Origin of the sequence: Cysteiniphilum litorale, assembly GCF_003428165.1 — a bacterium.
Lineage (GTDB): Bacteria > Pseudomonadota > Gammaproteobacteria > Francisellales > Francisellaceae > Caedibacter > Caedibacter litoralis.
Genome location: NZ_QLIQ01000003.1, coordinates 95,955 through 121,041, shown reverse-complemented (window position 1 = coordinate 121,041; position 25,087 = coordinate 95,955). Strand labels below are relative to the sequence as shown.

Below are 25,087 nucleotides of genomic sequence, written 5' to 3'. Positions count from 1 at the left end.
GGCATTGCTTAACTATGGAAATATTTTCTAGCTTGGACTCCACCATAGATTTTTTAGTTGATAAGTCCAAGCTTGCGAGCTTTCCCTCAAGCCAATCCCTTTCAATCGTAAGTTGACCAACTTTCTTAGCATACTTGTCTACCTCGTGTTGAAGCTTATCATTTTCAGACTTGTACTCTTTAACCGCTTTGGCTGGCTCCATGGCAATAACTGCATTATCCAAGAAGATTTTCTTCCAGTTTTGGATGTTTTTTGTCGTTATATTATGTTTGCTAGCAAGCTCTGCTAACGTAAGCTCATTTGCTAATAACTCTAATACAACTTTGACTTTAAACTCTGACGAGTAACTTGCTCTTTTTGTGCTCACAAATACGCCCTCTATTCATTTTACTTTCAACAATATATCGGAAATGAATTTCAAAAGATACTGTTTAAATTTCTTGGGGTATTATACACAGAGGGAAATTTCGTAAAATGATTCACAAATGCTATATACCCATCACAAACCATTTTACAGTATTTCTGTTATTGAATTTCTCGTGATTTCAAGTGATTGAATTTTGTTAATAGTCCTAGCTATTACCTGGACTCCAATCATTTGAAATAATCAAAAACTTCTTCAACATTAAGCACCGCAAAATGATTTGCGATGGGTATATCACTAGTATAGAATAGCTCGGTCTTAAAACAGCAAGAAGATTGAGAACTATGTGCGGTGTTGTTGGGATTATTGGGCATGAGCCTGCAAATCAAAAGTTGTTTGATGCATTGACGATGTTGCAGCATCGTGGACAAGATGCTGCAGGTATTTTGACCTGTGATGGTTATCATATGTCGCTACGCAAAGATAAGGGGCTTGTCGTTGAAGCGATTCGCACGCGCCACATGGAGCGTTTACAAGGCAATTTAGGCATTGGTCATGTGCGTTATCCAACCGCAGGATCAGATAGTGTTTTTGAATCACAACCTTTTTATGTCAACTCGCCTTATGGCATTGCCTTAGCGCATAATGGGAACTTAATTAATACCACGCAAATTCGCAAAGAATTGTTGGAGCATGATTTTCGCCATATTAACACAAGCTCGGACTCGGAGCTTTTACTTAATGTATTAGCCTCAGAGCTGCACAAAGCCGAAGTGTCACTCACTAATTTTTCAACGGATATCTTTTTTAATGCATTAGCTAAGCTTTATCAACGCTGTATTGGTGGCTATGCCGTTGTTGGTGTGATCGCGGGGGCTGGTTTGTTTGCCTTTCGTGACCCGCATGGCATTCGTCCTTTGGTGTTGGGTATAAAAGAAGTCGATGGCAAAAAAGAATATATGGTTGCCTCTGAAACCGTTGCATTAGATTGTGATGGTTATGAAGTGATTGGTGATCTGGGCGCTGGCGAGGCGATCTTTATCTCTCTTGATGGAGAACTTAAGCGTAAAGTATGTGCTCCTAACGCGAGCTTATCACCTTGCATTTTTGAATATGTTTATTTAGCGCGACCTGATTCTGTGATTGATGGCGCCTCTGTTTACAGTGCACGTTTAGAGATGGGGCGCATTGCTGGAAAAAACATCCTAGCTGAATTACCAGAACATGATATTGATGTAGTGATTCCTGTGCCTGACTCAGGGCGCCATGCGGCATTGCCATTGTCACGTGTTTTGGATGTGCCATATCGTGAAGGCTTTGTCAAAAATCGCTATGTTGGACGCACTTTTATCATGCCTAATCAAGCTGCGCGTCAGAAATCTATTCGCAAGAAGCTCAACACGATTGATCATGAGTTTAAAGGTAAGCATGTTCTGTTGGTTGATGACTCTATTGTGCGCGGCAACACCTCAAAGTTGATTGTTGAGATGGCAAGAAAAGCAGGGGCGCGAAAAGTCTCAATCGTATCCACAGCACCGGTGGTTAAATACCCTAATGTTTATGGTATCGATATGCCAACGCATGATGAGCTTATTGGGCATAATCGCAGTATTAATGAAATTCGTCAGTGGATTGGTGTGGATCATTTATTTTATCTAACAACCGATGATCTAGTTGCTGCCGTGCGTAAACAGGCGCCGCACTTGAAAGATTTTGATACCTCAGTATTTGATGGCAAGTATGTTACCGGTGGCATCGATGACAGTTATTTTGCAGCATTGTTAAATCATCGCAAGCAACAAGCGGAAAATACGGCACCAAAACTAGGTGCCGTTGATATGCATAATCAAGAATAACATGAGATTATAATAAGAGTTACGCACTTTAGAAAAAACTATGATTTTATAAACACCCCGTCAGCCTACGGCTGCCACCCCTCTTGCAAAGAGGGGAATTTGGCAAGGGTTGATTTTTATTCCCCTCTTTGCAAGAGGGGTGCCGAGCCTGCGAGGCGGGGTGTTGAAATAGAAAAAGTCCGTAGCTCCGTTTATAAACCTGAAATTAAAACAGAATGATAGTATAAGTTTTTAGAATGAATTATTTTAATCAAGCAACGATTGATACATTTTTGCCATGCAAAACACCCAAAGCATGGATAGATAAAGCACTCAAATCGATTGACATCCTATTGCTAGATCATGCGCATTGTGAGAAAAAGGCAGCATCTGCTGCAATTAGCTTTATGTATCGCAAATCAACTGAGTATCCAGAGCTTCTACTGAGAATGTCAAAAATTGCCCGCGAAGAGCTAGTGCACTTTGAACAGGTACTAGGCATTCTCAAAAAACGCAATATTGAATATCGCTTACTATCAGAGTCGCGCTATGTCAAAGAGCTAAAAAAGCATGTGCGCACGTCAGAGGAAGGACGTCTTGTTGACACGCTTATTATTGGTGCTTTTATCGAAGCACGATCATGTGAGCGCTTTGGTGCTATTGCGCCTTTTTTAGATGAAGAGCTGCAAAAATTTTATTTGGGATTATTAGCATCAGAGCAGCGTCATTTCACCATTTATCTTAAATTTGCACAACAATTTGCCACAGAAGGTATCGAGCACCATATTAAGCGCTTTGCTACATTAGAGAAGCACTTGATAGAATCACCAGATATAGAATTTCGTTTCCATAGTGGGGTTTAAGCCCTACGGTTTTTTTCGGCTAAAGTTGCTTTTTTGAATATTGTATTTTAGTCAGTTCCTATCTATCATTACCAAGATTAAGAGAGAAAAAAAAGTAAGTTTGGATTCAAGCTTATGGGGTATCAGTACGATATTGATATCTTGTGTATGGAGGAGACAATCATGCAAATAAATGATAAAACCAAGCGATGGTTGTTTGATATGTATAATAAACAAAGCATTGTGACGGTTAAATCACATAATATTCGTTATGTCGGGGTGCTTAAGCATATTTCAGCTGAGCATGTGATGATCGATATGCCTTTTGGTGTTAAGAAAATAAGTTTTACAGAAGTGGATAAAATTATTGAACATAAACGCTAAGTTAGAATATTATCTGTTAGTAGTCATAAGAAAAATCGAGTTGCCAATGTAGTTTTTAAAGCATTATTTTTTCATAAAGTTTTTACATTTATCAGTAAAACAGGTAGGCTTTGCCCTTTGCAAGGGCAAAGTATTTTTAATTTTGATTTTTTTGAGGAAAAATGATGTCTGAATTTCTACAGGCGCTAAATAAGCGACGCACATTTGCGATTATTTCGCATCCGGATGCCGGAAAAACTACGTTAACTGAAAAGATGTTGTTATTTGGAAATTTGATTCAATTAGCAGGTACGGTAAAGGGTAAAAAATCAGGTCGTCATGCGACCTCAGATTGGATGGAGCTTGAGAAGCAACGTGGTATTTCGGTAACCACATCAGTGATGCAGTTTCCTTATAATGATTGTGTGGTCAATCTTTTGGATACCCCAGGACACGAGGATTTCTCAGAAGATACCTATCGCACATTAACCGCAGTTGACTCAGCTTTGATGGTCATCGATGGTGTTAAAGGGGTTGAGGCGCGCACTATTAAATTAATGGAAGTATGTCGTTTAAGAACAACGCCCATCCTAACTTTTATCAATAAGTTTGATCGTGATACACGTGATCCGATGGAGTTGATGGACGAAGTTGAAGATGTGCTTAACATTCAATGTGCACCAATGACTTGGCCAATTGCTTCAGGTAAAGAGTTCAAAGGGGTCTATCACCTATATAAGGATGAGGTGATTTTATTTGAAACTGGTCACGGTCATCATATCCATAACTATCGAGTAATCAACGGACTTAATAATAATGAACTTGATGCTAAGATTGGTTATTTGGCAGATGAGTTAAGAGAACAGGTTGAGCTTGTTAAAGGGGCGAGTCATGAGTTCGATCTTGAGAAATATCGCCGTGGTGAGTTAACACCTGTATTTTTTGGTACGGCATTGAGTAACTTTGGTATTAAAGAGATGCTTGATAGCTTTACTGAATTTGCACCATCGCCAACACCAAGAACGACAGATGTGCGTGAAGTGGAAGCACATGAAGAGCCATTAACCGGCTTTGTTTTTAAAATTCAAGCAAATATGGATCCGCAACATCGCGATCGTATGGCATTTTTTAGAATTTGTTCGGGTAAATATACAAAAGGTATGAAATTGCAGCATGTGCGTATTAATAAGCAGGTGCAAATCTCTAATGCGCTAACTTTTGTCGCTGGTGAGCGTGAGTCCCTAGAGGAAGCCTATCCAGGGGATATTATTGGCTTGCATAATCATGGCACGATTCAAATTGGTGATACATTCACGCAAGGCGAGGTGCTTAAATTCACGGGTGTTCCTAACTTTGCCCCTGAGCTTTTTCGACGTGTGCGTTTAAACGATCCATTGAAGATGAAAGCGCTTTTGAAAGGCTTAATTCAATTGTCTGAGGAAGGTGCAACTCAAGTCTTTAGACCATTGAATAATAATGATCTGATTCTTGGCGCAATTGGTGTACTGCAGTTTGATGTTGTCGCTCATCGTTTAGAAAACGAATATGGCGTTAAATGCAGCTATGAGCAGGTCAATGTTGTCGCATCGCGCTGGATAGAGGCAAATGACAAGAAAAAACTGGAGCAATTTAAAAATAAATATGCAGATAACTTGGCATTAGATGGTGGCGATCATTTGACTTACTTGGCAACGACGCGTGTTAATCTGCAGATGGCACAAGAGCGCAATCCAGAGATTCAATTTCTAGCTACAAGAGAGCACTAAGTATCCCCAACATAAAATTCTCATAAGCTGTATTCCCGTCCACTTAGATTGTGTGGGCGTTGGCTGAGCATAAGTCGAAGCCTCTATAAAGCGCGACTTTCCCAAGCTTACTTGGTGAACACTTTTTGGTGTATTAGGTGAATATTTAGTCTTAGCCCAAAAACAGAAAACAAACAATCGACGAATCACTAGATCTATTCAAGGAGGGAGGAGGGAGGAAGTTGATGCTAGCGACCCGTCGAAAGAGAGCGCCACTATACTAGGGTTTTTGCATGATGAAAAGGTGTTTTTGTAAATATTTACAAAAAATTTACAAAATGCCAATAGCTTAAGCGCTTAGAAAAATGGTAATGCATCTAAACTCAGATCAATACCATTAGCGCGTGCTTGGCGTAACCAGTAGTTTGATTTAAAGAGATTAGTTGACACGCCAATGCCTTTTTTATACATATACGCCAAATAAATTTGAGCTTCGGCATAGTCGTTTTTAGCCGCTTTTTCAATCCAGTAAAAGCCAACAGCAGGATTTGATTGCACGCCTAATCCTTGAAAATACATTAATCCAAGCTTAAATTGCGCTTCAGCATATCCTGTGGCAGCTGAGTACTGAATATAATCAACTGCTTTATCGATATTGTTACCACCTGATTTACTGATTTGTTTGCTGTACTCAACCCCTTTATCATAGGCAGCCTTTGGACTTAGTCGCGTGTAATTGATAGGCTCATTATCTGAGGTGTCTTTAGCTTTTGCGGGCTTATCATTACTAACGTTAGCTGTATTTTCTAATTTGCTGCTGATAATAGCATGTGCGTTATTATGATAAAGTGCTGTCGTCCCTAGAGTAATAGCCAATAGGGCAATGATGGCACCAACCCAAATTGAAAGATGATTTTTAATAAGCTTCATGTATGTTCGCTCCAAACTTCTCGCGAAACATTATGCCTTGCTATGTAAATACTCACAAGCGAATAACGTATTTTCTAGTAAAGTGGCAATGGTCATAGGTCCAACACCACCCGGGACTGGGGTGATAAAAGCGGCATTTTCCAAGGCACTGTCAAAATCAACGTCCCCAACAATACTGCCATCATCCAATCGATTGATACCAACATCAATGACCACAGCACCTTTTTTTAGCCAAGACCCGTTGATAAAGTGCGGTTTGCCAACGGCGGCAACTACAATATCAGCGCGTGATAAGTGCTCAGCTAGATCGTTGGTAAAACGGTGACATGTAGTGACCGTCGAACCCGCTAATAAAAGCTCCATTAACATCGGGCGCCCAACGATATTTGAAGCGCCAACGATAACTGCGTGTTTGCCTTTAAAGTTATCAATCACCGATTCAAGTAATGTCATCACCCCTTTGGGCGTGCAGGGGCGCAATAGTGGATTGCGTTGCATCAATTTACCAATATTATAAGGATGAAAACCATCGACATCCTTATCAGGGCGAATGGCTTCAAGTACTTTCTCAGCATTGATGTGCTGAGGCAGTGGCAATTGCACCAATATGCCATCAATCGTTGGATCGTTATTGAGTTTATTAATGAGGTTGAGTAGCTCATCATTGCTAACGTCTTCATTAAGATCATAGTTTAAAGATAAGAAGCCAACTTCTTCGCAGGCTTTACGTTTGTTGTTGACATAAATTTGCGAGGCAGGGTTATTGCCAACAATAATTACCGCAAGCCCTGGGATACGTTTGTTTTGCTCTTTTAGTTGATCAACTTGTGATTTGATTTTTAATCTGATTTCTTGCGCTTTTTTTTTGCCGTCAATAATTTGTGCCATAGCATAGGTTCCTGTTTTCTACTTTTTCTATTTTTCTATAGGCTTAAGTTGGTAGTACATGATAGACAATTCACGTGTTATTTTAAACAACATTTGTTAATGTTCTTGAATCGTACCAAAAGATCGTCTAGTTTAAGCAATAGTGCTTTATATCATTGGTTTTGATGGATGAAAAAACATATTATTTTTGGAATTATTACGGCAATCTTGTTATTGATGGTTATTTATTTTTTGTTTTTAGCAACTACTAAGAAAGAACTGAGCTTTCACGTTGAGCCAACAGGGGTAATGATGGCAATGGTTAATGAGCGCAATATTCCGCTATCTGCCAAAGGCACAGGTCTACTGGTTGCGCCAAATACGGTGACACTTAAAGCGCAGATTGCAGGGATTGTTAGCAGTATTGATTTTGTCAGTGGTCAATATGTCAAAGAAGGGCAGTTATTGATGACTTTGGATGACACCAAGCAAATGGCGGATGTAAGCTCTGCATTGGCTGATTTTACAAAGTCAGAAGCGCAATATAAACGTACAGACACCTTGTATAAGGAAAATAATGCTGTGTCACAAAGTGAACTAGATAATGCCAAGGCAAGCTATATGCAAACAAAAGCGCAATATGATGCGGCATTATACCAGCTATCAAACACCAAAATTGTCGCACCTTTTAGTGGGCATTTGACATTAACGACTTTAGCCAAAGGCAGTTATGTCTCAGCAGGAGACACCTTGGTATCCTTGGTGGATAAAGAGAATCTACAACTACAATATGCATTACCGGAATCCTATGCCAGTAGTATTAAGCTTGGGCAAACGGTTGATTTTAAAGTTGATGCATTTCCAGGGCAGGTTTTTCATGCCAAGGTGGATTATATCTCACCAGATGTTTCAGATGATAACTTAACCTTTACTGTGCGCGCTATATTTAAAAATACAGATAATCTGTTAAACCCTGGTATGAGTGTTTATGTCTCACAAATTATCAAAGAAAATAACATGGTATTGGCGGTGCCTGAGAGTGCGTTAAGTGCGCAAAGTGGTGGTTTTATCGTCTATGTGATTGTTGAGGGTAAAGCCAAAATGGTGCCTGTGCAAATTGGGCAAATCGATAAAGGTTATGTCAGTATTTTAGAGGGTTTAAGCAAAGGTCAAGAGGTGATCGTATCTGCCGAGGGTAATATTTCCGATGGTGTTGCCGTTAAGGTGGAGAAATAAATGAAGCTGCCTGAGATTTGTATTAAACGCCCCGTACTATCGTTTGTACTTAATGCAATATTGGTATTATGTGGTTTGTTAAGTTTTAGTTATGTTAAGTTGCAATTTGAACCTACGGTGTTTAAACCGGTATTAATGATTCAAACCAATTATCCAGGGGCAAGTGCCGATGTGGTGCAAAAAGATGTCACGCAACAGCTTGTTGCCGCAATTTCAGGGACGGAGAATCTAAGCTATATCGAAGCGACATCGATGCAAGATCAAAGTCAGATTAAGTTGAACTTTGGCAATATTGATCAAGAGAAATTCATTACCGCGCAATCTGAAGTCATGCGTGATATTGCAGGCGTTAATTTGCCGCAAAACGCGCAAACACCGCAGATTAAACAACGTGGTGATGGCTCGCAAGTGATGCTTATTGGTTTTCAAGATAGTAATCGCTCAACGGAAAGCTTAACATCCTATATCAATGATACGATTACCAAGCAGTTAGCACAGATTCCAGGCGTTGGTGATGTGCAAGTGTATTCTGAAGGCTCAGCACTACGTATCGAGCTTGATCCCAAGGCAATGGCGATTTTGAAAATCTCAGCGATTGATGTTGTTAATAAACTCGAGCAGCTTAATCGCAATGTCTCCGCCGGACAGCTTATTACCAATAACAATACCTATACGATTAATGTCGATAGCGCATTAGATAGTATTAGTAAGTTTGAAAATCTAATCATTGCGAAACATAATGGCAAGCTGATTTATTTGAAACAAATTGCCAAGGTATACTTGGGTAATTTATCACTTGCCAACGGCTCAATTAGTATTATTGACGGTAAGCCTGGTGTTGTGGTTAATGTCTCGCAAACCAGTGATGCTAACCCGATTGATGTTGCCAATGCTGTTGCAAAGGCCGTTCAACAAATGCAAGGTTCATTGCCGCCAGGTATGAAAGCCAGTGTACTCTTTAATGTAGCGACATCACTTAAAGCCTCTTTGTATGAAGTTATTAAGACGATTATTGAAGCCATTATCTTGGTATCATTGATCTCTTTATTGTTTTTAGGGCGCTTTAGGGCAGCTCTGGTGCCTATTGTTACCTTGCCAGTATGTTTAATTGGCGTGTTTGTGATTATCTGGCCACTAGGCTTTAGTATCAATATGATGACATTACTTGCCATTGTGCTAGCTGTGGGACTGGTGGTGGATGATGCGATTGTTGTGCTTGAGAACTGCTATCGCTATATGCAAAAGGGCTATAATGCGTTTGATGCCGCGATTTTAGGCAGTAAAGAAATTGGCTTTGCGATTATTGGCATGACCATTACATTGGTTGCCGTTTACATCCCCATTGCATTTATGAATGATAAATCAGCCGTTTTCTTTCGTGAATTTGCCTTTACCTTGGCTGCGAGTGTTTTAATATCAGGTTTTGTCGCGTTGACCTTATCACCGACCATGTGCGCACATACTTTGGGTAATGCAAAAGAAAATCGCTATGAGAAGTTTGTCACCAGAGTGTTTGCAAGCTGTGAAAAAGCATATAAAAAATCACTCTACTTCGTGTTGCAAGTCCGCTTTTGGATCATTGCTATCTTTGTGATTTTGATTATTGCAGGGATTGGTTTGTTTCGCTCGATGCCTACAGCACTGCAGCCTAATGATACCATTGGCGTGGTTGGTGTGAATATTGTCGGGCAAAGCAATGCAAGCTCAGATTTTATTATGCAAAAACTTGATGAGATTCAAAGCAAATTACCTAGCAAGGTATTTGATCATTCATTTGGCTTTGTTGATACACAAAGTGGGCAAACATCAGGTTTCTCAATGAATATTTTAAAAGAGGATCAAGTCACCAATGCCTACAAGGTGGCGCGTGAGTTAAATGGAATAATTAAAAACACCCAAGGCATACAAGGTAGCAGTTGGGTGTTTCCATTATCAGGACGCAATCAATCGGGTGATGGCGATATTCAAATGTATCTATTGAGTATGGATGATTATCAAACGCTGTATAAAAAAGCAGAGAGTCTAATTAATATACTGGAGAAGCTACCGAGCATTTCCTATGCAAGTATAGGTAGTGCTGCAGATAGCGGGCAGTTTGATATGAATATTAACTATATCAATGCTGCATTGCTAGATGTCGATCCGGCTAATATCCAAACGATCTTAAACATTATGTTTGGTGGGTGGCAGTTATCACGTGATTATGAAACCGGTGGTGAGAGTTTCCCTATTTATGTGCAGCTGCCGAAAAAAGATCTTAAAAGCTTTGGTGTGCTAAATCGTTTATATATCAAAACTGATTCAGGTGGCTGGGTGCAGCTAGGACGCTTAGTAAGCATCTCACCAGTGGTAAAAATTCCTTATTTGACGACGTATAATCAAATGCATGCAATGTCAATTAGTGTTAATTTACAGCCAAATGCTTCGATGGGACAAGTGGTCGAGCAAATCAAGGCAATTACCGAGCAGCTATTGCCTGGTACAAGTTTGGCATTTAAAGGGGATGCTAAAGATATGCTTGAAGGCAATAACAGCATGATTATTATTTTTATTGCTGGGCTTTTGTTTATTTATTTGGTGCTTGCTGCATTGTTTGAGAGTTTTATTGATCCATTTATTATTTTATTGACAGTTCCTTTATGTGTGATTGGTGCTTTGCTTGGGCTCAAACTTATCGGAGGGACACTAAATATCTATACAGATATTGGGTTAATCACCTTGATTGGGTTGGTATCAAAACATGGTGTGTTGATTGTACAGTTCTCTAATGAGCTGTTAGCTAAAGGTGCTTCCTTAAATGAAGCGGTGATCAAAGGAGCCGCAACACGTTTGCGCCCAATTTTGATGACATCAGCAACGATGATTTTAGGTGCTATTCCATTATTATTAAGCACAGGGGTCGGTGAGCATGCCCGCCAGCAAATCGGTATGGTTATTGTTGCAGGATTGTTATTAGGATCACTGTTCTCATTGTTTATTGTGCCGGTGGCATATCAATTATTAAAATCCATTAGGACAAATAAATCATCAAAAATCTCCTCAATAGCAAACACTGTACAATGATTTGAGATGGGTATATACCTCTCACAAACCATTTTACAATATTTCTGCCGTCGAATTTCCTGCACTTTTGAGTGATTGCATTTTGCCAATAGTCCTAGCTATTACCTGCAATACAATCACTCAAAACCATCAAAAACTTCTTTGACATTGAACACCGCAAAATGATTTACGAGCGGTATAAATGTGATTGAATTCATTTGTCTGCAACTTGCGCGCTTTTTCATTGTTTTTTAATGATTGATTGGGTACACTCCACTGCGTGTTAATTAATAGAAACCAATATGGAGAACAATATGAAACAAGCGTCAGCACGCCACATCCTCGTTCAAACAGAGGCAGAATGCGAAGCTTTAAAAAAAGAGATTGAAGCAGGTACAGACTTTGCAAAAGCAGCAGCAGAAAAATCACTATGTCCTTCAGGTAGAAATGGCGGTGATCTAGGTTCTTTTGGTCCAGGTCAAATGGTTCCTGAGTTTGATAAAGTGGTTTTTTCTGAAGAAGTTGGCAAAGTTCACGGACCAGTTAAAACACAATTTGGTTATCATTTAGTTGAAATCACATCACGTTCATAATCTTTATTTTTTATAATATTTATTCATTTCGCGCTCATATTTACTATTTTCGTCATACCCATCAAGAGAGCCCTTAAGACCGTAGTAGCGCATTTTTCTGATTTTATCAAATACAGTACGAAGTTCGTCTAGTTGCCTATTTTTTGGATCACGCAGTAGCTCTAAACATTTGTTTGCTAGTTGGCTAACGTTTGCTGTCTTAGTGCTAAGTTTGGGTGAGAAAAGACAACGTAGAAACTCTCTAATACTATTGGCATTCTCTAGTTTATCAATGGCTTCAACATCTTCATCTGTAATTCTCTGGTATCCTAAGGGTCCTTTATTATCAGAGTCAACAGATAATAACTTAGACTTTAGAAAATCTAGCGCAGTAGGAGGAAAAATGGCAACAATATTGTATTCAATTGAAGTTAGCCTCTCTGACCAATCATTATAATCTTTATTGCATGCATAAAAGACGATAGAAACGTCATAGGAGTAATACCTCTTAGCCAATTGGATCTTCTTCTGAATTTCTTTGATATTCATATTTTCATGATTTTTTATCTGAATAAAATGTAGATTTGCAACTCCCGAAAATGGGGCTGCTCGACAACCTGAGAAATACTCAAACTCATTGTTCGATTGTTGAATAGAAAATGAAAGCGTACCGTTTTTTATTGATATTTCTAGAGAGTTAGACATGGTGCTTAAAGGCTCATTTAAATTATATTTTTTGTAATTGCATTTAAGCATATCCCCCCCCACTTTTAAGCAGTTGTGTGTGAAGCTTATTATCAGTCTCTGCATACGTTATATTAACGAGTTGCTTTCCCTTATTTGTACCTAAAGGTAGGTAGTAATGTTTTATATACTCAATGATTGTCATTTCAATACGTTGTTTATTCCTTTGATTAAGAGAGTACATTTGTCGTGACTTCATTGAGTCAAATACATCATTATTATTACTACCACTATAATTGTTACGCTCTTTGCTAAGCAATTGAACGAAAATATCTACAGGGTTGTGAAAATAAGTGAAGCATTGTTTAAATTGTGCCTCTGAATTTCCAATCCATGTATTTCTATCAAAATGTAAGTGTTGATAATACTCCATATTTAAGAATATATGTCCGTAATAGAATTTATAATGTGGTAACTTGTCTTGTTCTTCACATTCCTTTTCAAGGATAGCTATGTGATCGTCAGTTATTTTTTTAAATTTTTTTGATACTTGCCTCATTCGAATATAATCACTTGTAAAATATAAATAGCTAATAACACGCTCTCTTATATTGTCATTCGGGAGTAGATCTTTACTGGATCCTATATCATGCGGGTTTAAATTAAGTTGACTTTGTTTGTTTTTTGATGAGATTTCGAATAAAAACATAAAAAATATCTTATTTCCTTCTATTGCTTTCCTTATTATATTTTGCCTATAGTCTCACTTGAATTTCTATTGCAAAAATGTAAATTAAATGATTGGGGATGTTTGTTATATAACCATATTGTTGTTGAATTGTAACTTGTAATGTTGGGCTATTGCATTGACTTGGAAATACATTCATTATGCGCTCCATCGATTTGAAGAGTTTGTTATGAGTCAATAAAAGACTTTAATTTGATCTTTATCGGTTATCTTTTGGAATAATAGGTAATGGAGAATAAATGTGAGTCAGGTTTTAACGCAATTAGTTGGATTAGTAAATGATAGTAATGCTGAGCAAATCAATGCATTAATGGCGCAATCTGGTGTCAATGAAATTGCGATAACGCGTAATATGGATTCCGCAGAGCAAGAGCTAAAAGAATTTTTGGTTTCGATGACAGCAGTGATGGCAGAAATGCAAGAGCCTGAGAATTTCTCCAAAGAAATTACAGCTCGTATTAAAGCTAAAATTGATGATGTAATTGATAAGCAGCTAAATGAAGTTATCAGTAATGAGGATTTTAAATATCTTGAGTCAATGTGGTTGTCTCTGAATGATGTTTTTGAGGAAGCAGGTGATCATGATGAGGTTGAGGTTGTACTGCACGAAGTATCAAAAGATGAGTTGATTGATGACTTTGAACTTAACAGTGCTGACTACACTGGATCAGATTTATTTAAGCGAGTGTATACCAGCGAATATGACCAATATGGTGGCGAGCCTTATTCCTTAGTTGTTGGGATGTTTGATATTGGGCGTCAGCATGAAGATTTATTGTTGCTTTCAAATATTGGTAAAGTCTGTGCGGCAGCTCATGCGCCGTTTATCACTAACATTGGTCCGCAGTTTTTTGGTTATGATAGCTTTGAATCATTTGATGAGGTGCGCGATCTTAATGGGCTGTTGAATAGCTCTAAATATGCTGCATGGAATCGCTTTAGGCAAACGGAAGAGGCTGCCTACGTTGGCTTAACATTCCCGCGCTATTTGTTGCGTCGACCTTATGCGGAAGATTCGCCTGAGCTTTATGCGAGCAATGCAAGACAAAACTATTCGGTGACTTTTTTTAAAGAGCGCCTACATAATTTGTTTGATAATAAATCCTACCTCTGGGGGGGTGCTTCAGTCCTGTTTGCAAAAAATGTGATTAAATCATTTAAGAAAACAGGCTGGAGCCAATATATTCGTGGACCATTGGGTGGTGGTTTGATAGATGACCTATCCAGTTATGAATTTAATATTTCAGGGTATACGCAAAAAACAGGTAGTGTTGAGTATTTTGTCTCAGATTCTCAAGAGTATGAGTTTTCAAGAGCAGGTTTTATTCCTTTTGTTGGTGATAAGCGTGCTGAAGGCGGGTGCTTTTTTAGTGCGCAATCAGCGCGTACAGTGCTTGAGGATGAAGATAATCCTGATTTGAGTGAAACTGCACAAGCTAACGCAAATTTAGCTTATACTTTATCGGTCTGTCGGATCGCGCATTATGTCAAGTCAATTGTTCGTGATCGTGTTGGATCAAACTATGATCATAACCATGTGCAAAAATTCTTAAGTGATTGGATTGGTAACTTCGTCACTATTGCGGCTAATCCAAGTGATGTCACCTTGGCTTATTATCCATTCAAAGAGGCCAATGTTGCTGTATTGCCACAAACAGGGCGTCTTGGATGGTATAAGTGTCAGATTGATTTAGTGCCGCACGTTCAGTTAGAGGGTATCGATGTCTCAATGCGCCTTGCCACAAAGTTACCAATTACCTTGGATGGCTCAGCTAATGAGGCGGAAAGTGATTCAGCAGAGGCTGAAAATGAGGGTGTTGCGGAATAAGGAGTTCTGCGGGGGAGTGTAAATAAAAAAAGAAAGATCAATTATAACTAAGGAGTTAATTTATGGGTACCAGTGCAAATAGTGTGTCAATAGAGAATAGTCATGTGGTAGTAGCAGTGGATAGCAGAGTATTTTTTGATGGACATTCTGGCAGTAATCATAATGCCCATGCCGCTAGAGCGTATATCAAAAGCATGAGCTTTGATGGTGAGTCAGTCTCAGAAAAATTAAAAGGCTATAACGGTGGAAGTGAATTAGGTAATACTGAAGAAGCTGCTATGGTCATTGATGATTTAGTGTTGCCGTTATATAAAATCCTTGCTTACGGTCAGGTTACGTTAAACGGTGTGATGACTTATGCTGAAGGTCAAAAACTGAGTAAAAAGAAAGGGAGTAGTACTAATAAGCCAATGATGTCATTTGAATTGTCTGAGTTTAATGATAAGCAGATTATCTTAGATGCTCAGGAGTTTGATTTTACCAATGGTTTAAGTTGCGATGGTGGAAGTATCAAGGTTACTGCTAAAAAAGAAGATATTAACATTGAACTGGATAACGAAGGTAAAAAAGCCTATGTGAGTATCAGAGGGTTCTATTCAACTGATTGTGCAACTACTTTGCATGTGCAGTATATGCAAAAAGATAATAAAGAGTCTTATGACATTAAAGATAAGTAGACTTGCTATCTGGAGTAGGTGATGAGTTATAAACAAAAAATACCCAGCTCTCGCGTCAATATCTCTTATGATATGGTTGGTGTGGATAAGAAAAAGGTCAAAAAAAATTTGCCACTTAAGGTATTAATGTTGGGTGATTTTTCTAATGGCTGTTCTAACGAATCGCAGAAGAATTACTATGACAGAAATATTATCAGTGGTAAGTCGGGTATTAACGCAGTGATGTCAAAACTTAATATGAGTAAAACGATTACAGTTGCAAATCATGTTAATCCATCACATGCAGCGACTTTGGATATTGACCTTAAAATGAATAAAATTGATTGTTTTTCACCAGTGGTTTTAGCGAATAAAATTCCTGAGTTAAGGCGCTTATTGCGCCTTAAGGAAATGATTAGTAATTTTGAATCACTGTTTGATAACAATCGTCATTTTCAGGAAAAGATTCGCGCCATCTTGGGGAGTTCTTCAACTAAAGAGGAGCTTAAAAGTCAATTGACTTGTCTTGGTGACTATCAGGAGCTGTTTAAAGTAAAATCCAAATAGCTTGGGTTAAAACTTAATCATCTTTTCTGCAATTAATATCGTAAGTACCTAAACAATAGTTTTTTGGTAACAATGGATATTCGGGTCAAGCCCGAATCTGACGATGCGTTGTCATTCTCGAACTTTATCCGAAGATCCAAAAAACACCCGATAATATTTGCATAAGCACTTAGCATTTAAAGGAGTATTAAATGAATCATCTAAACTATTGGAGTTTATGGCTTGACGTTATGCGTAAGTTAGATGAACTTCAACAGGAGTTTAAAAATCAACTGCAACCAGAGTTGATTATTACTAAACTTTCACAAGTGCGCGATGAAATGGTTGAAGCGATATCGCATCTAAGGAGATTGGTGGCGGAAACTTATCAGGATGACGTTGAGTTTTATGTCATATTTCCTTTGGCGTGTTATTGTGATGAACAAATTAATGTGAATCTAGAAAAATTACTGGATTCACATAAATGGCATAGTCTTCAAAATCACTATTATCAGCGTGTTGATGGTGGGGTTTATTTCTTTAGCATGATTGATGATGTTTTAAGTGGTGCAAAGAAAGTACCAGAATTTATTGTATTATCGATGATACTCTTATTAAAAGCAGGGTTTAAAGGAAAATATTATCTCACTAATCAGCATGGCACTAAATTTTATATCGATAAATTAAGTAAATATCTGAATGATAGTTGTATTTCGCGTAAGACCAATAGTTATCTTAAGTTACAAGACAAACTGCAAGATAATCCTTTGCGTGAGCAAGGTATATCGGGAAGGCTAAGGTATATGCACATTCTCAAGCATTTGAACTATCGCTTTGCATATGGCTTTTTAGGTGCGTCGTTGTTGACTTTGCTCACTACCTATGGATATCTCTGGTGGTGTTGATATGGCAGATAAAACGCGCAATAACATCGATGAGACATCGCCGCAGTTCAATGAAGTCTACTTATCGATTGCACCTCTGACAAAAAAAGGTCAAAAGGACATTGATAATCAGATTAAAATTAATGTCAACTACATTGACTGGATTGACTTAAGTTTGCATGCACATGGCTATAAAGGCAGTTTAAAACTGTCGTTATCTGCCTTAAACATATTCAATGATAAACTCAAGTTTCTACACGATGGTGCAGGTTTTATTATTGACTTAAAGCTTATTGCTAAGGATTTAAGGCACTGTGAAAATGATGATGATCTTAGCTATGAACAAACACAGATTGATTTGACTGCGTATAATTTTGGCGGTGCTGAGCAAGGTGCAATAAAACATACATTGACAGATCTATCTTTTCATGAGGTTAATCAAGAAATTGAACTTAACACATCGCGACAAACTTTAGAGCTTAGCTTTTATGATCCATTAACTGCTTATGCGCAATGTATTGCACCCATCTGCCTGTATCAACGTATGAGCTATGTTGATGTGTTAAAGCGTATATTATCGCCGATGGCATCAACAATAAACATTGAGTTTTCAGATCAGTGGAAGGCATTAAACGTTATAAAAGATGTGATTAATGTTAACTGTTATCAGCGCTATTTTTATGATTATCTTTTGGAAGTTATTGATCTGTATGGCGGCGTCATATTATTTGACTACCAAACAAAAAAATATTATGTGGAATCAGGTTTTGCTGAATATAGTCAAAATCATACACAGAAAGCTTTTCAGTTAGAAAAATATGATCTCGTACGAATGCAAAATGTCGTGATAGATAATATAAGACAGTTGCAAGGAGAAATGACAATGCTTAACACGCATTTTGTATTACCTCTTAAGCAAACAGCGCAAGCAAGTAATCGCTTGCAAATAAAAGAAGCTGTGCGTGTTAATTTATATCACTCAAGTATTGAGCAAGCCTCAACGGCAACGCAGCAGTTTATCGAGTCACAAGACTATAAGGCTCAGGCTGTCACTCAGCAGATGAAAATAAGCTTACATGGTTTGCCGACGAGATTATCAGCATTACCCAATACCGAGCTTGATTTATCAGGTAAAGTATTTGACAAAGTGAAGCCAAGTTCATTTAAAAGAGCCGTGGTTTCTACAACTAAAATCAGCCTAAAGTTACAAACTCCCGAGCAAAGAGTACCTAGATATGATGATCATGATCCATTGCAGTGGGAAATTGATAAAAAGCATATGCCACGCTTTGATAGTATAACGGAAATGATGCTTACAGATGCTGATGCACCTGTGAGCTATTGTTATGACTATAACTATAAGCCTCAGCAATATTATCGTGTTGACGCGAGGGTTGTTGCACAAAGTGATTCGTCAAAAAACACACATGCTTTAGCGTTATATCAAGGAGTTGACGAAAAAGGAGCATCCTATTTAGACGCAGCAAGCTCTAAAGACGATTATTATCAGTTGTCTCCAGTTACACAAGATACCCCCTCCTATCACGTCGAAATTTGTAATAAATCATTGGTTGCAGAGGGCTGTAAAAATCTTTTCCCTGTGTCAATACATTTGCATAGTCATTTTGATCAAGCTTATTTACCGCATCGCAATGGTGCTTATGTACAATTATGCTGTTATTCAGAACATCTTGAAATTGAGCATGTCAAGCGTTCACAAGTCAATCCCCGTGTGTTTGATGATTCTGTGTCAGGTCTTAACCTTGGTCAAAAAAATAACTACCATGTCTTATGTCATGATGCAAAAGAGAATGACTATCTGGAAATTAGTCATCGTGATGAGCAAACAGAAAGTATTATCAGTGTTTATCAGTCAAATTTAAGTTTTATCGTTCAGTCATAGTGAGAGAAAACATGCACTATATCCTTCAATTTATCAAAGCATATGCAGTTCATTTTATAATCTTAGCGATTGTGCTTGCTGTATTTATTTATCTAATCAAAAAGAAGCCATTTATATTTAAGTATATCTGGCGCTATATTAGTAACGCATGGCGTGCCCGTCTTAGTAGTATTTTAGTCAATAATGCATATTACCGTTTTTATAAATCATTTTCGGCGAATGCATCAGGAATAAATGCAATTAAACATATTAGTCAACAGCCTTATGTAGTGATTAATCTATGTCAAGATGATTTTGTCGAAGCAGAGACAGGCTTAGGTACGCTAATTTCAGGTGTTCAAGAGTTATCAGCGGATGGTGCTTATCGCTATAGCATAGCTGAGCAATTTTTTGTGCATGAATTATTGGATATTGATCGTTGTAATATCAATGAGCTTGGTCAGTTCTGGCGTTATATGCATAGGAAATATCAAAAGCCACCAGTAGTAGTCATTCACTTTGCTAAAGAGAATATCAGTCAAAAAATGGCGTCGTTGCTATCCTCTATCTTGACGGTAATAGGGAGTCATGCAGTAACTTATTCTTTAAGCACCAAGTCAGTAAGTCATTTTTCAGATTATATGGAGCTATCTTTAAAATCAGGCGCTCACCCATTAGACACACTACTGATAGATTCTGCTGAGCTTGTCCATAGTAGTCTTAAAAAACAAATACTTGAGCCACTGGCTAAAGATAGCAATATTTTATCGCGTGCCACGGATAATAGTTATCAAAAACTCAATGATATTATCATTTACTTGTCACAAGTAGAGATGAGTCTAGCAGATGTTGCAGGTTTTTGTTCACAGATTACTAATAACGTACGCCAACGAGATGATATTGTATCAATTTTTTATCTGGCACATTATAGAGCATCTCTGGATCAACATATTTTTATATTGAATTTAGAAAAATCACAGCTAAATAGTGAATATTCAAAAAAGGTATTGGCTGGATTATCCTTAGGTCTTGTTGGCTTTGCTATATCTGGGGCTGCTATTGCCGTAGCTGTTTCATATCAGACAAACCTTAAACAATTTTCTGCTGAAATAAGTTCTGATCCTGATTTAACAATAGCGCAAATAGGGGCGCGCTATCAAGCGTACATGGCGCAAAATACAGAGGCATTGGAGTTCTTGTTGCCAGAGCGTTATGAGATGGTTGGCTTAAGTGAAGTTAGTTCCAGATATTATCTTGACCAAGTGCTAGAGAGTATTAAGGCGCAAACTTCATTTAAAAATATTGTGCTGTTGTACTACTTCTTTAATAGCGATGATGGCGTGTCACGTAAGCTTATTGTTGATAATCTTGATCTTTTCTCATCTATGATAAAAGTAGATAAAAGCGTCTTAAAAACGTTGGCGTTATACCCCGTCAAGCTCAATGCATCAGAGCGTGGAATTTTAGCCAATTTATTGACACAAAACACAGAGCATGATGAAGCCACATCTACAAATACGGTATATTTTAATTATCTAATACATGCACATGCAGTGAGTTTAAATGATTGGAAGTCTTACATTGCCAAAGAGTTTTTGCCGATAGAAAAAGAAAATCTAATTGCCAAATTAGTACACTCAGATGGCAAAACAGCTCAAGCGATTGAAGAAATTACAGGTATTAGTTTTGATCATAAAAAGCAGCTGGCATTTTCTGAGTATCAAAGTTCATTGGAGAAGCTCTTTAAATCAGGTGATTTTAGTGATGTGTTTGCAACGCCAGACGAGATCTCTTTAGAGAGTATTACTCAAAGCCTATTGTCAACCGAAAAAGTTGCTGAAGTTTTGTTGAATACAGGGGATCAAAGCGACCATACAATCGGGATGAGTATTATTAAAGCAAAGCTAAATACACTCTCGAGCATGCTAGCACAGGCAAATAGTTATGCAGTAGTAGCTAAAGATGATCACCTTGGAGATATTACATTTGAAGGGATAAAAATTCCTGTGATTTATACTAAGGTCGGTGTTGATAATTATGTAACAAATTTAAACTCAGAGTATACGGCAGCGGTGACTAAGCTTAAAGATATTGCGAATATGAGTGTGTTTACCTCATGGCAAAATGAGGTGATGGCACACTATATTACTGCGTATCAGAACGTCTATAACCATACATTACAGACACTACTATCACCTGATTCCGCATTAGCAACGCTTGGGGGGTTGAAAATATATCTTAATCAAGTAGATAACATGCAGTATTGGCAGTTGATTAGTGAGTTCTTTAGCGAAAATACTAATGCTATTGATACAAAGAATTTGCCGCAATTACAGTTAATTAAATCAAACTTTAGTGGTCTTAATCAATTTATTGGCAATGTGGGGCAGTTACAGGCATATCTAGGTGTGATTAATGCGATGCGTCAGGATATTAGTAGTAATGATCAAAGTATCGTTAAGATTGCAGAGGATATTGTTCATAGTCGACCTGGATCATATAGAGTTTTGCTTGAGAATACACTTGTTAAGGCGAATCTTGATGAGAGCACGCGCCAGAAATTATCGTTACCCGTTAATGTTACATTAAATACCGGCTTACTTACATTAAAGCAAATGTTGGCAGATCAATGGCAGGACTTTGTTAGTAATGATCTCTTAAGCTTACAAAACAGTTTTCCGTTTGCAATACATGCAAGCTCAGTCATTAGCACTGCACAGCTATATAACCTTTTGATTAATCCATCAAGTAATTATCAGCAGTATATTAAAGCCTTAAGTGAGATTATGGCAGCAAAAGATGGGCAATTTAATTGTGATAACAGTAATGATTCAGTATGTGTTTTAAGTAAACAGCAGTTGTCAGCCACCAATCAACTGCAGAGCGTCATTGCATTATTATGGCAAAAAGGCAATTATCAGCCACTTCACCTTAATCTAAAGCTTGGCGATCACCCTGATGATATTGCTTCAGGAGGCAAGGTGAAGTTCTCATTTGTAGCATTAAATGATGTGTATAACTATGGTGTTAATGCTGATATTGGTTGGATTGATACGGTAGTACAGTGGTGGAAACCTGTTCGTTTTCAAATTGGTGTGATTCTAACAGATGGGCAGACGGTTAAATATGAGCATACCTATGATAATCTGTTTGCCTTATTATTGGATTATGTCCAAAACGCACAAAGCGGGGTTTGGCAAGTCAATATTCCTCATGCACATGTGCAAGTGGGGTTAAGTGTGGAAGTTAATAGCTTGCTTTCACAGTATCATGTCTAGGAGTAATGATGAAATTGATAAAAAAAGTCAAAAAAATAAAATATTTCCATGTGTTGGCAGTTGTTGTTTCACTGATGGCAATAAATTTATCAGGATGTGCATTTTTTCAAAATGCTGCACTGGTCAAGCCGCTTAAAATAAATGCTGATCAAGGAGCAAATAACGCTCAGAGCTTTTATATGGTCGTGAACCCAAATGAAACACTTGAGAATTATATGGCACAGACCAAGGAGAGCGTTTATCAGAAAATGATTGCGCAAACTTATAAGAGTTATCAGCTTTATCCTAATACAGCGGATAGCGTAGATATCGAGTATCCTGCAACAGCAAAATATATTGGCGTTTATTTTTTAGTCGATCAAGATGGTGATGCGTCAGCAACATGGTCTTTTTTACTGCCTGCTGATACAAAGAAAGCAATGCTTGACGTTGAAAATAATGCCGTGGAGCTGCAAAAGTGATTGAGGCTATCCCAGGTATTCACATGGTTGACTTGGCAAAATTTAAACAATTGTGCGCGCAAAGCAGTACTTTTGATGAGTTGCCATTTGCTAAGTCAACAACTGCATTTGATATGCCACTATATCAATATCTATTTCATGGTCAGAAATTAACTGAGGCGCTTGATAGTGGCAAACTTTATCATTGTCCAGATAGTCAGGTATTTTCAGCTGAGTATAAACATAAGCTATTGCAGATGCCTCCTAAAGAACGTCAAAATTCTGTGCAAGAGTCTATTAAGCAATCAAGTAAATTGCACGCATTGGCGCAGCGAATGCCTGTGGCATTTCATGCTCAAAAAATGCAGCAAGGGTTGAGTCAGTATATTTTATTAATTGGTGGGTTTGCAAAGGCGCCCGAAGTTGCGCCATCGATACAAAAAATGATGCAAAATAGCACATCACTCCATGGGCTTTGTCAGCAGTTTTTGCAAGAAAGAGGGCAAGTGAACCCAAAAGATGCCAACAAGTTTGAGAGCGATTATCTTGCTAAAATTCGTGCTATTCATAGTGATTCTGATCAGTCAGTCAGTAGCTTGCTTCAAGCTGAACATAAGGGGCAGTATACACAACAAGTTGCTAGCTTAAGACAGAATATGCGCTCATTAGATCGTATACATAACACGGGTGAAAAATCTGATTTACCATTACAAAAAAGTGAAAATACAGATGCACACACTAAGACAAACACACAGGGCGTAAATAATCAGCAAGAGATGGCTAATGGGCATGATCAGAAAGCCAATCAAAGTCATCAAGAGATATCAAATGAGCAGCAAGTATTATATTGTAAAACGATTGTAGGGTTACGTAATATAGCGAGTTTTAGTGGTAACTCAGCACTTATATCAGCACTTGATAAAGCAAAGCAAAATTCGCTAAACATGGCAAGTAAACCTTCAAAAACAACGCTACCTTGTCATATTTACAGCAATAGTAACCTTAGCTTACCACTGGCAAACAGTGCTGATTTTAGTGGGGTAGCAACATCTATTACTAAAGCATCAGCAGCAATGAGTAAGGTATGTGCCCAGATCAATTGCTGTCAGGATTTAAATAAATACAAGGTGCAGATGAATTTAGATCAGACTCAAGAGGCATTAAATCAGGCAACGACACAGTTGCAAGCCAGTGGAGTTAATAGAAGCAGTCAACTAGATACGCTTAATGCACAGGCTCAAGGCTTGCCTAATATGTTGTCAACACATTTAGATGATTCAAGTGCAGTATTGGGCTCTGGTTTAAATAATGTAACAACAATATCGAGTTTGAATACGCCACAAATGCCACAAATGACAACATTGCAGAGTCCCAGTACATCTGCGATGACTGGCAGCTTATCTAATGATGATATCATGAATTTGGCACAATCAATTGATAGTGCGGTTTGTGGTATTACGCTACCGCCAGTAATGTTTGCATTTACTGATTTACCGATGATTAATTACAATCTGGATTTATTTGATTTAAATTATCAATATGACTTAGATATCCCTCAGCTACCAACAGTTGGTTTGAATTCTCCAGATATGTTAGGAGCGTTAAAATCGCTTTACCAAAATATGCTTGATTTTTGGAATAAAGTGAAAGATTGTCAGCAAGTGGGCTTAGGTTATATGCAAGACTGCATGCAGTCTTTTAATGCGTTTAGCAATCAGCTGCCCTTAGGCGTTACCACTGAATTACCATCATTGACACCGATGTCATCCAGCATTCCTAGCTGGCAGATGCCAACGACACCAGATATGCCGCAAATGCAACTACAAAGCTTACATGGACTTTTATCTCAAGCATTAAATAGCAGTTTAACTAACTTAAATGTTAGTAATATAGACATGAGTATGGCGCTTGCCGGAAGCCTTGCTTGCCTAGATCAATCAACATTGTTGCAAGAGGCAGCGGGTGAGGAGGCAGCGCATGGTGTAGCAAATGGCGCCATACTGAAATGTCCTTATTCATTGCAGCCAATTACATTAATCAAATTGCCTAATGGTGTAGATTATGGTGTGACTAAAACCGTGGTGACACAACAAGATCAAAAACCTGTGGTAAACATATTGCCTAGTATTTCTTGTTTGCATCCGCAAAGGGTAGCAGAAAGCAATGGTATCTCGCCTACTTTGTGCCCCGCATTATTTGCACCATTTAATGCAACCAGTAATCGAGTGACTGTCTATGATCAAGAAGTCGTGACAGCCAATAGTAAGCTTAGTTGTTCCTCTTGTGAGGGAGTTGAGTTGGAAATTATTGATGCTAATCAGTCAACTTCAAAAATAAAGGGTTAA

20 protein-coding genes are annotated in these 25,087 nt (G+C 38.1%); 15 read left to right on the top strand and 5 right to left on the bottom strand.

From position 1 onward, the window contains the following. The coding region (locus DNJ75_RS02725; protein WP_170137173.1) for a transposase at positions 1-367 on the bottom strand (367 nt) is incomplete at its 3' end. A 341-nt stretch (positions 368-708) separates the two neighbouring features. On the opposite strand from DNJ75_RS02725, the gene purF reads away from it, so the two are divergent. From purF to prfC, 4 genes are all read left to right on the top strand, one after another. Further along, entirely contained in the window at positions 709-2,220 is a 1,512-nt protein-coding gene (gene purF, locus DNJ75_RS02720) for an amidophosphoribosyltransferase (protein ID WP_117001640.1), read from the top strand. 236 nt (positions 2,221-2,456) lie between these two features. Beyond that, entirely contained in the window at positions 2,457-3,062 is a 606-nt protein-coding gene (miaE, locus tag DNJ75_RS02715) for a tRNA-(ms[2]io[6]A)-hydroxylase (RefSeq protein WP_117001639.1), read from the top strand. Positions 3,063-3,224: 162 nt separating this feature from the next. Further along, on the top strand, positions 3,225-3,425 hold the full coding sequence (locus DNJ75_RS02710) for a hypothetical protein (RefSeq protein WP_117001638.1): 201 nt from the start codon (positions 3,225-3,227) through the stop codon (positions 3,423-3,425). Between the two features lie 164 nt (positions 3,426-3,589). After that, the gene (gene prfC, locus DNJ75_RS02705; RefSeq protein ID WP_117001637.1) at positions 3,590-5,170 is read left to right on the top strand and encodes a peptide chain release factor 3; all 1,581 of its coding nucleotides are present in this window, start codon (positions 3,590-3,592) and stop codon (positions 5,168-5,170) included. Between the two features lie 336 nt (positions 5,171-5,506). On the opposite strand, the gene DNJ75_RS02700 is transcribed toward prfC, so the two are convergent. Then, positions 5,507-6,079: a tetratricopeptide repeat protein gene (locus DNJ75_RS02700; RefSeq protein WP_117001636.1), complete on the bottom strand. Its 573-nt coding sequence runs from the start codon at positions 6,077-6,079 to the stop codon at positions 5,507-5,509. A gap of 30 nt (positions 6,080-6,109) precedes the next feature. Next, on the bottom strand, positions 6,110-6,967 hold the full coding sequence (gene folD, locus DNJ75_RS02695) for a bifunctional methylenetetrahydrofolate dehydrogenase/methenyltetrahydrofolate cyclohydrolase FolD (RefSeq protein ID WP_117001635.1): 858 nt from the start codon (positions 6,965-6,967) through the stop codon (positions 6,110-6,112). Between the two features lie 168 nt (positions 6,968-7,135). Here folD and DNJ75_RS02690 point away from each other — a divergent pair, with 168 nt between their 5' ends. The 3 genes from DNJ75_RS02690 (at position 7,136) to DNJ75_RS02680 (ending at position 11,817) form a co-directional block, all read left to right on the top strand. Continuing rightward, positions 7,136-8,182 carry an efflux RND transporter periplasmic adaptor subunit gene (locus DNJ75_RS02690; RefSeq protein WP_117001634.1) on the top strand — a complete coding sequence of 349 codons (1,047 nt, stop codon included), beginning with the start codon at positions 7,136-7,138 and terminating at the stop codon, positions 8,180-8,182. After that, positions 8,183-11,245: an efflux RND transporter permease subunit gene (locus DNJ75_RS02685; RefSeq protein ID WP_117001633.1), complete on the top strand. Its 3,063-nt coding sequence runs from the start codon at positions 8,183-8,185 to the stop codon at positions 11,243-11,245. It begins immediately after the preceding gene. 293 nt (positions 11,246-11,538) lie between these two features. Next, the gene (locus tag DNJ75_RS02680; RefSeq protein ID WP_117001632.1) at positions 11,539-11,817 is read left to right on the top strand and encodes a peptidylprolyl isomerase; all 279 of its coding nucleotides are present in this window, start codon (positions 11,539-11,541) and stop codon (positions 11,815-11,817) included. A gap of 3 nt (positions 11,818-11,820) precedes the next feature. Here DNJ75_RS02680 and DNJ75_RS02675 read toward each other — a convergent pair whose 3' ends face one another. Together DNJ75_RS02675 and DNJ75_RS02670 are read right to left on the bottom strand one after the other, a co-directional pair. Then, the gene (locus DNJ75_RS02675) at positions 11,821-12,552 is read right to left on the bottom strand and encodes a hypothetical protein (RefSeq protein WP_117001631.1); all 732 of its coding nucleotides are present in this window, start codon (positions 12,550-12,552) and stop codon (positions 11,821-11,823) included. Then, the gene (locus DNJ75_RS02670) at positions 12,545-13,189 is read right to left on the bottom strand and encodes a hypothetical protein (RefSeq protein WP_117001630.1); all 645 of its coding nucleotides are present in this window, start codon (positions 13,187-13,189) and stop codon (positions 12,545-12,547) included. The genes DNJ75_RS02675 and DNJ75_RS02670 overlap by 8 nt, the downstream gene beginning before the upstream one ends. 280 nt (positions 13,190-13,469) lie before the next feature. Between DNJ75_RS02670 and tssC the strand changes: the two genes are divergently transcribed. The 8 genes from tssC (at position 13,470) to DNJ75_RS02630 (ending at position 25,087) form a co-directional block, all read left to right on the top strand. After that, the gene (gene tssC, locus DNJ75_RS02665; protein WP_117001629.1) at positions 13,470-15,056 is read left to right on the top strand and encodes a type VI secretion system contractile sheath large subunit; all 1,587 of its coding nucleotides are present in this window, start codon (positions 13,470-13,472) and stop codon (positions 15,054-15,056) included. Positions 15,057-15,118: 62 nt separating this feature from the next. After that, positions 15,119-15,733, top strand: a complete 615-nt coding sequence (locus tag DNJ75_RS02660; protein WP_117001628.1) for a hypothetical protein — start codon at positions 15,119-15,121, stop codon at positions 15,731-15,733. 21 nt (positions 15,734-15,754) lie between these two features. Next, positions 15,755-16,279 carry a type VI secretion system contractile sheath small subunit gene (tssB, locus tag DNJ75_RS02655; RefSeq protein ID WP_117001627.1) on the top strand — a complete coding sequence of 175 codons (525 nt, stop codon included), beginning with the start codon at positions 15,755-15,757 and terminating at the stop codon, positions 16,277-16,279. Positions 16,280-16,470: 191 nt separating this feature from the next. Next, positions 16,471-17,163, top strand: coding sequence for a DotU family type IV/VI secretion system protein (locus tag DNJ75_RS02650; RefSeq protein WP_117001626.1), 693 nt, complete (start codon positions 16,471-16,473; stop codon positions 17,161-17,163). Position 17,164: 1 nt separating this feature from the next. Next, positions 17,165-19,045 (top strand): hypothetical protein, encoded by a 1,881-nt coding sequence (locus DNJ75_RS02645; protein WP_150468984.1) that lies wholly within the window; start codon positions 17,165-17,167, stop codon positions 19,043-19,045. 11 nt (positions 19,046-19,056) lie between these two features. Then, positions 19,057-22,302 carry a hypothetical protein gene (locus DNJ75_RS02640; protein WP_117001624.1) on the top strand — a complete coding sequence of 1,082 codons (3,246 nt, stop codon included), beginning with the start codon at positions 19,057-19,059 and terminating at the stop codon, positions 22,300-22,302. Between the two features lie 8 nt (positions 22,303-22,310). After that, positions 22,311-22,763, top strand: coding sequence for a hypothetical protein (locus DNJ75_RS02635; RefSeq protein ID WP_117001623.1), 453 nt, complete (start codon positions 22,311-22,313; stop codon positions 22,761-22,763). Then, positions 22,760-25,087, top strand: a complete 2,328-nt coding sequence (locus DNJ75_RS02630) for a PAAR-like protein (protein WP_117001622.1) — start codon at positions 22,760-22,762, stop codon at positions 25,085-25,087. Before DNJ75_RS02635 ends, DNJ75_RS02630 begins: the two co-directional genes overlap by 4 nt.

Excerpts from the sequence above, each read along its gene's own strand:
- purF (WP_117001640.1), top strand. The coding sequence starts at position 709 with ATGTGCGGTGTTGTTGGGATTATTGGGCATGAGCCTGCAAATCAAAAG.
- miaE (WP_117001639.1), top strand. The coding sequence starts at position 2,457 with ATGAATTATTTTAATCAAGCAACGATTGATACATTTTTGCCATGCAAA.
- DNJ75_RS02710 (WP_117001638.1), top strand. The coding sequence starts at position 3,225 with ATGCAAATAAATGATAAAACCAAGCGATGGTTGTTTGATATGTATAAT.
- prfC (WP_117001637.1), top strand. The coding sequence starts at position 3,590 with ATGTCTGAATTTCTACAGGCGCTAAATAAGCGACGCACATTTGCGATT.
- DNJ75_RS02700 (WP_117001636.1), bottom strand. The coding sequence starts at position 6,079 with ATGAAGCTTATTAAAAATCATCTTTCAATTTGGGTTGGTGCCATCATT.
- folD (WP_117001635.1), bottom strand. The coding sequence starts at position 6,967 with ATGGCACAAATTATTGACGGCAAAAAAAAAGCGCAAGAAATCAGATTA.
- DNJ75_RS02690 (WP_117001634.1), top strand. The coding sequence starts at position 7,136 with ATGAAAAAACATATTATTTTTGGAATTATTACGGCAATCTTGTTATTG.
- DNJ75_RS02685 (WP_117001633.1), top strand. The coding sequence starts at position 8,183 with ATGAAGCTGCCTGAGATTTGTATTAAACGCCCCGTACTATCGTTTGTA.
- DNJ75_RS02680 (WP_117001632.1), top strand. The coding sequence starts at position 11,539 with ATGAAACAAGCGTCAGCACGCCACATCCTCGTTCAAACAGAGGCAGAA.
- DNJ75_RS02675 (WP_117001631.1), bottom strand. The coding sequence starts at position 12,552 with ATGCTTAAATGCAATTACAAAAAATATAATTTAAATGAGCCTTTAAGC.
- DNJ75_RS02670 (WP_117001630.1), bottom strand. The coding sequence starts at position 13,189 with ATGTTTTTATTCGAAATCTCATCAAAAAACAAACAAAGTCAACTTAAT.
- DNJ75_RS02660 (WP_117001628.1), top strand. The coding sequence starts at position 15,119 with ATGGGTACCAGTGCAAATAGTGTGTCAATAGAGAATAGTCATGTGGTA.
- tssB (WP_117001627.1), top strand. The coding sequence starts at position 15,755 with ATGAGTTATAAACAAAAAATACCCAGCTCTCGCGTCAATATCTCTTAT.
- DNJ75_RS02650 (WP_117001626.1), top strand. The coding sequence starts at position 16,471 with ATGAATCATCTAAACTATTGGAGTTTATGGCTTGACGTTATGCGTAAG.
- DNJ75_RS02645 (WP_150468984.1), top strand. The coding sequence starts at position 17,165 with ATGGCAGATAAAACGCGCAATAACATCGATGAGACATCGCCGCAGTTC.
- DNJ75_RS02640 (WP_117001624.1), top strand. The coding sequence starts at position 19,057 with ATGCACTATATCCTTCAATTTATCAAAGCATATGCAGTTCATTTTATA.
- DNJ75_RS02635 (WP_117001623.1), top strand. The coding sequence starts at position 22,311 with ATGAAATTGATAAAAAAAGTCAAAAAAATAAAATATTTCCATGTGTTG.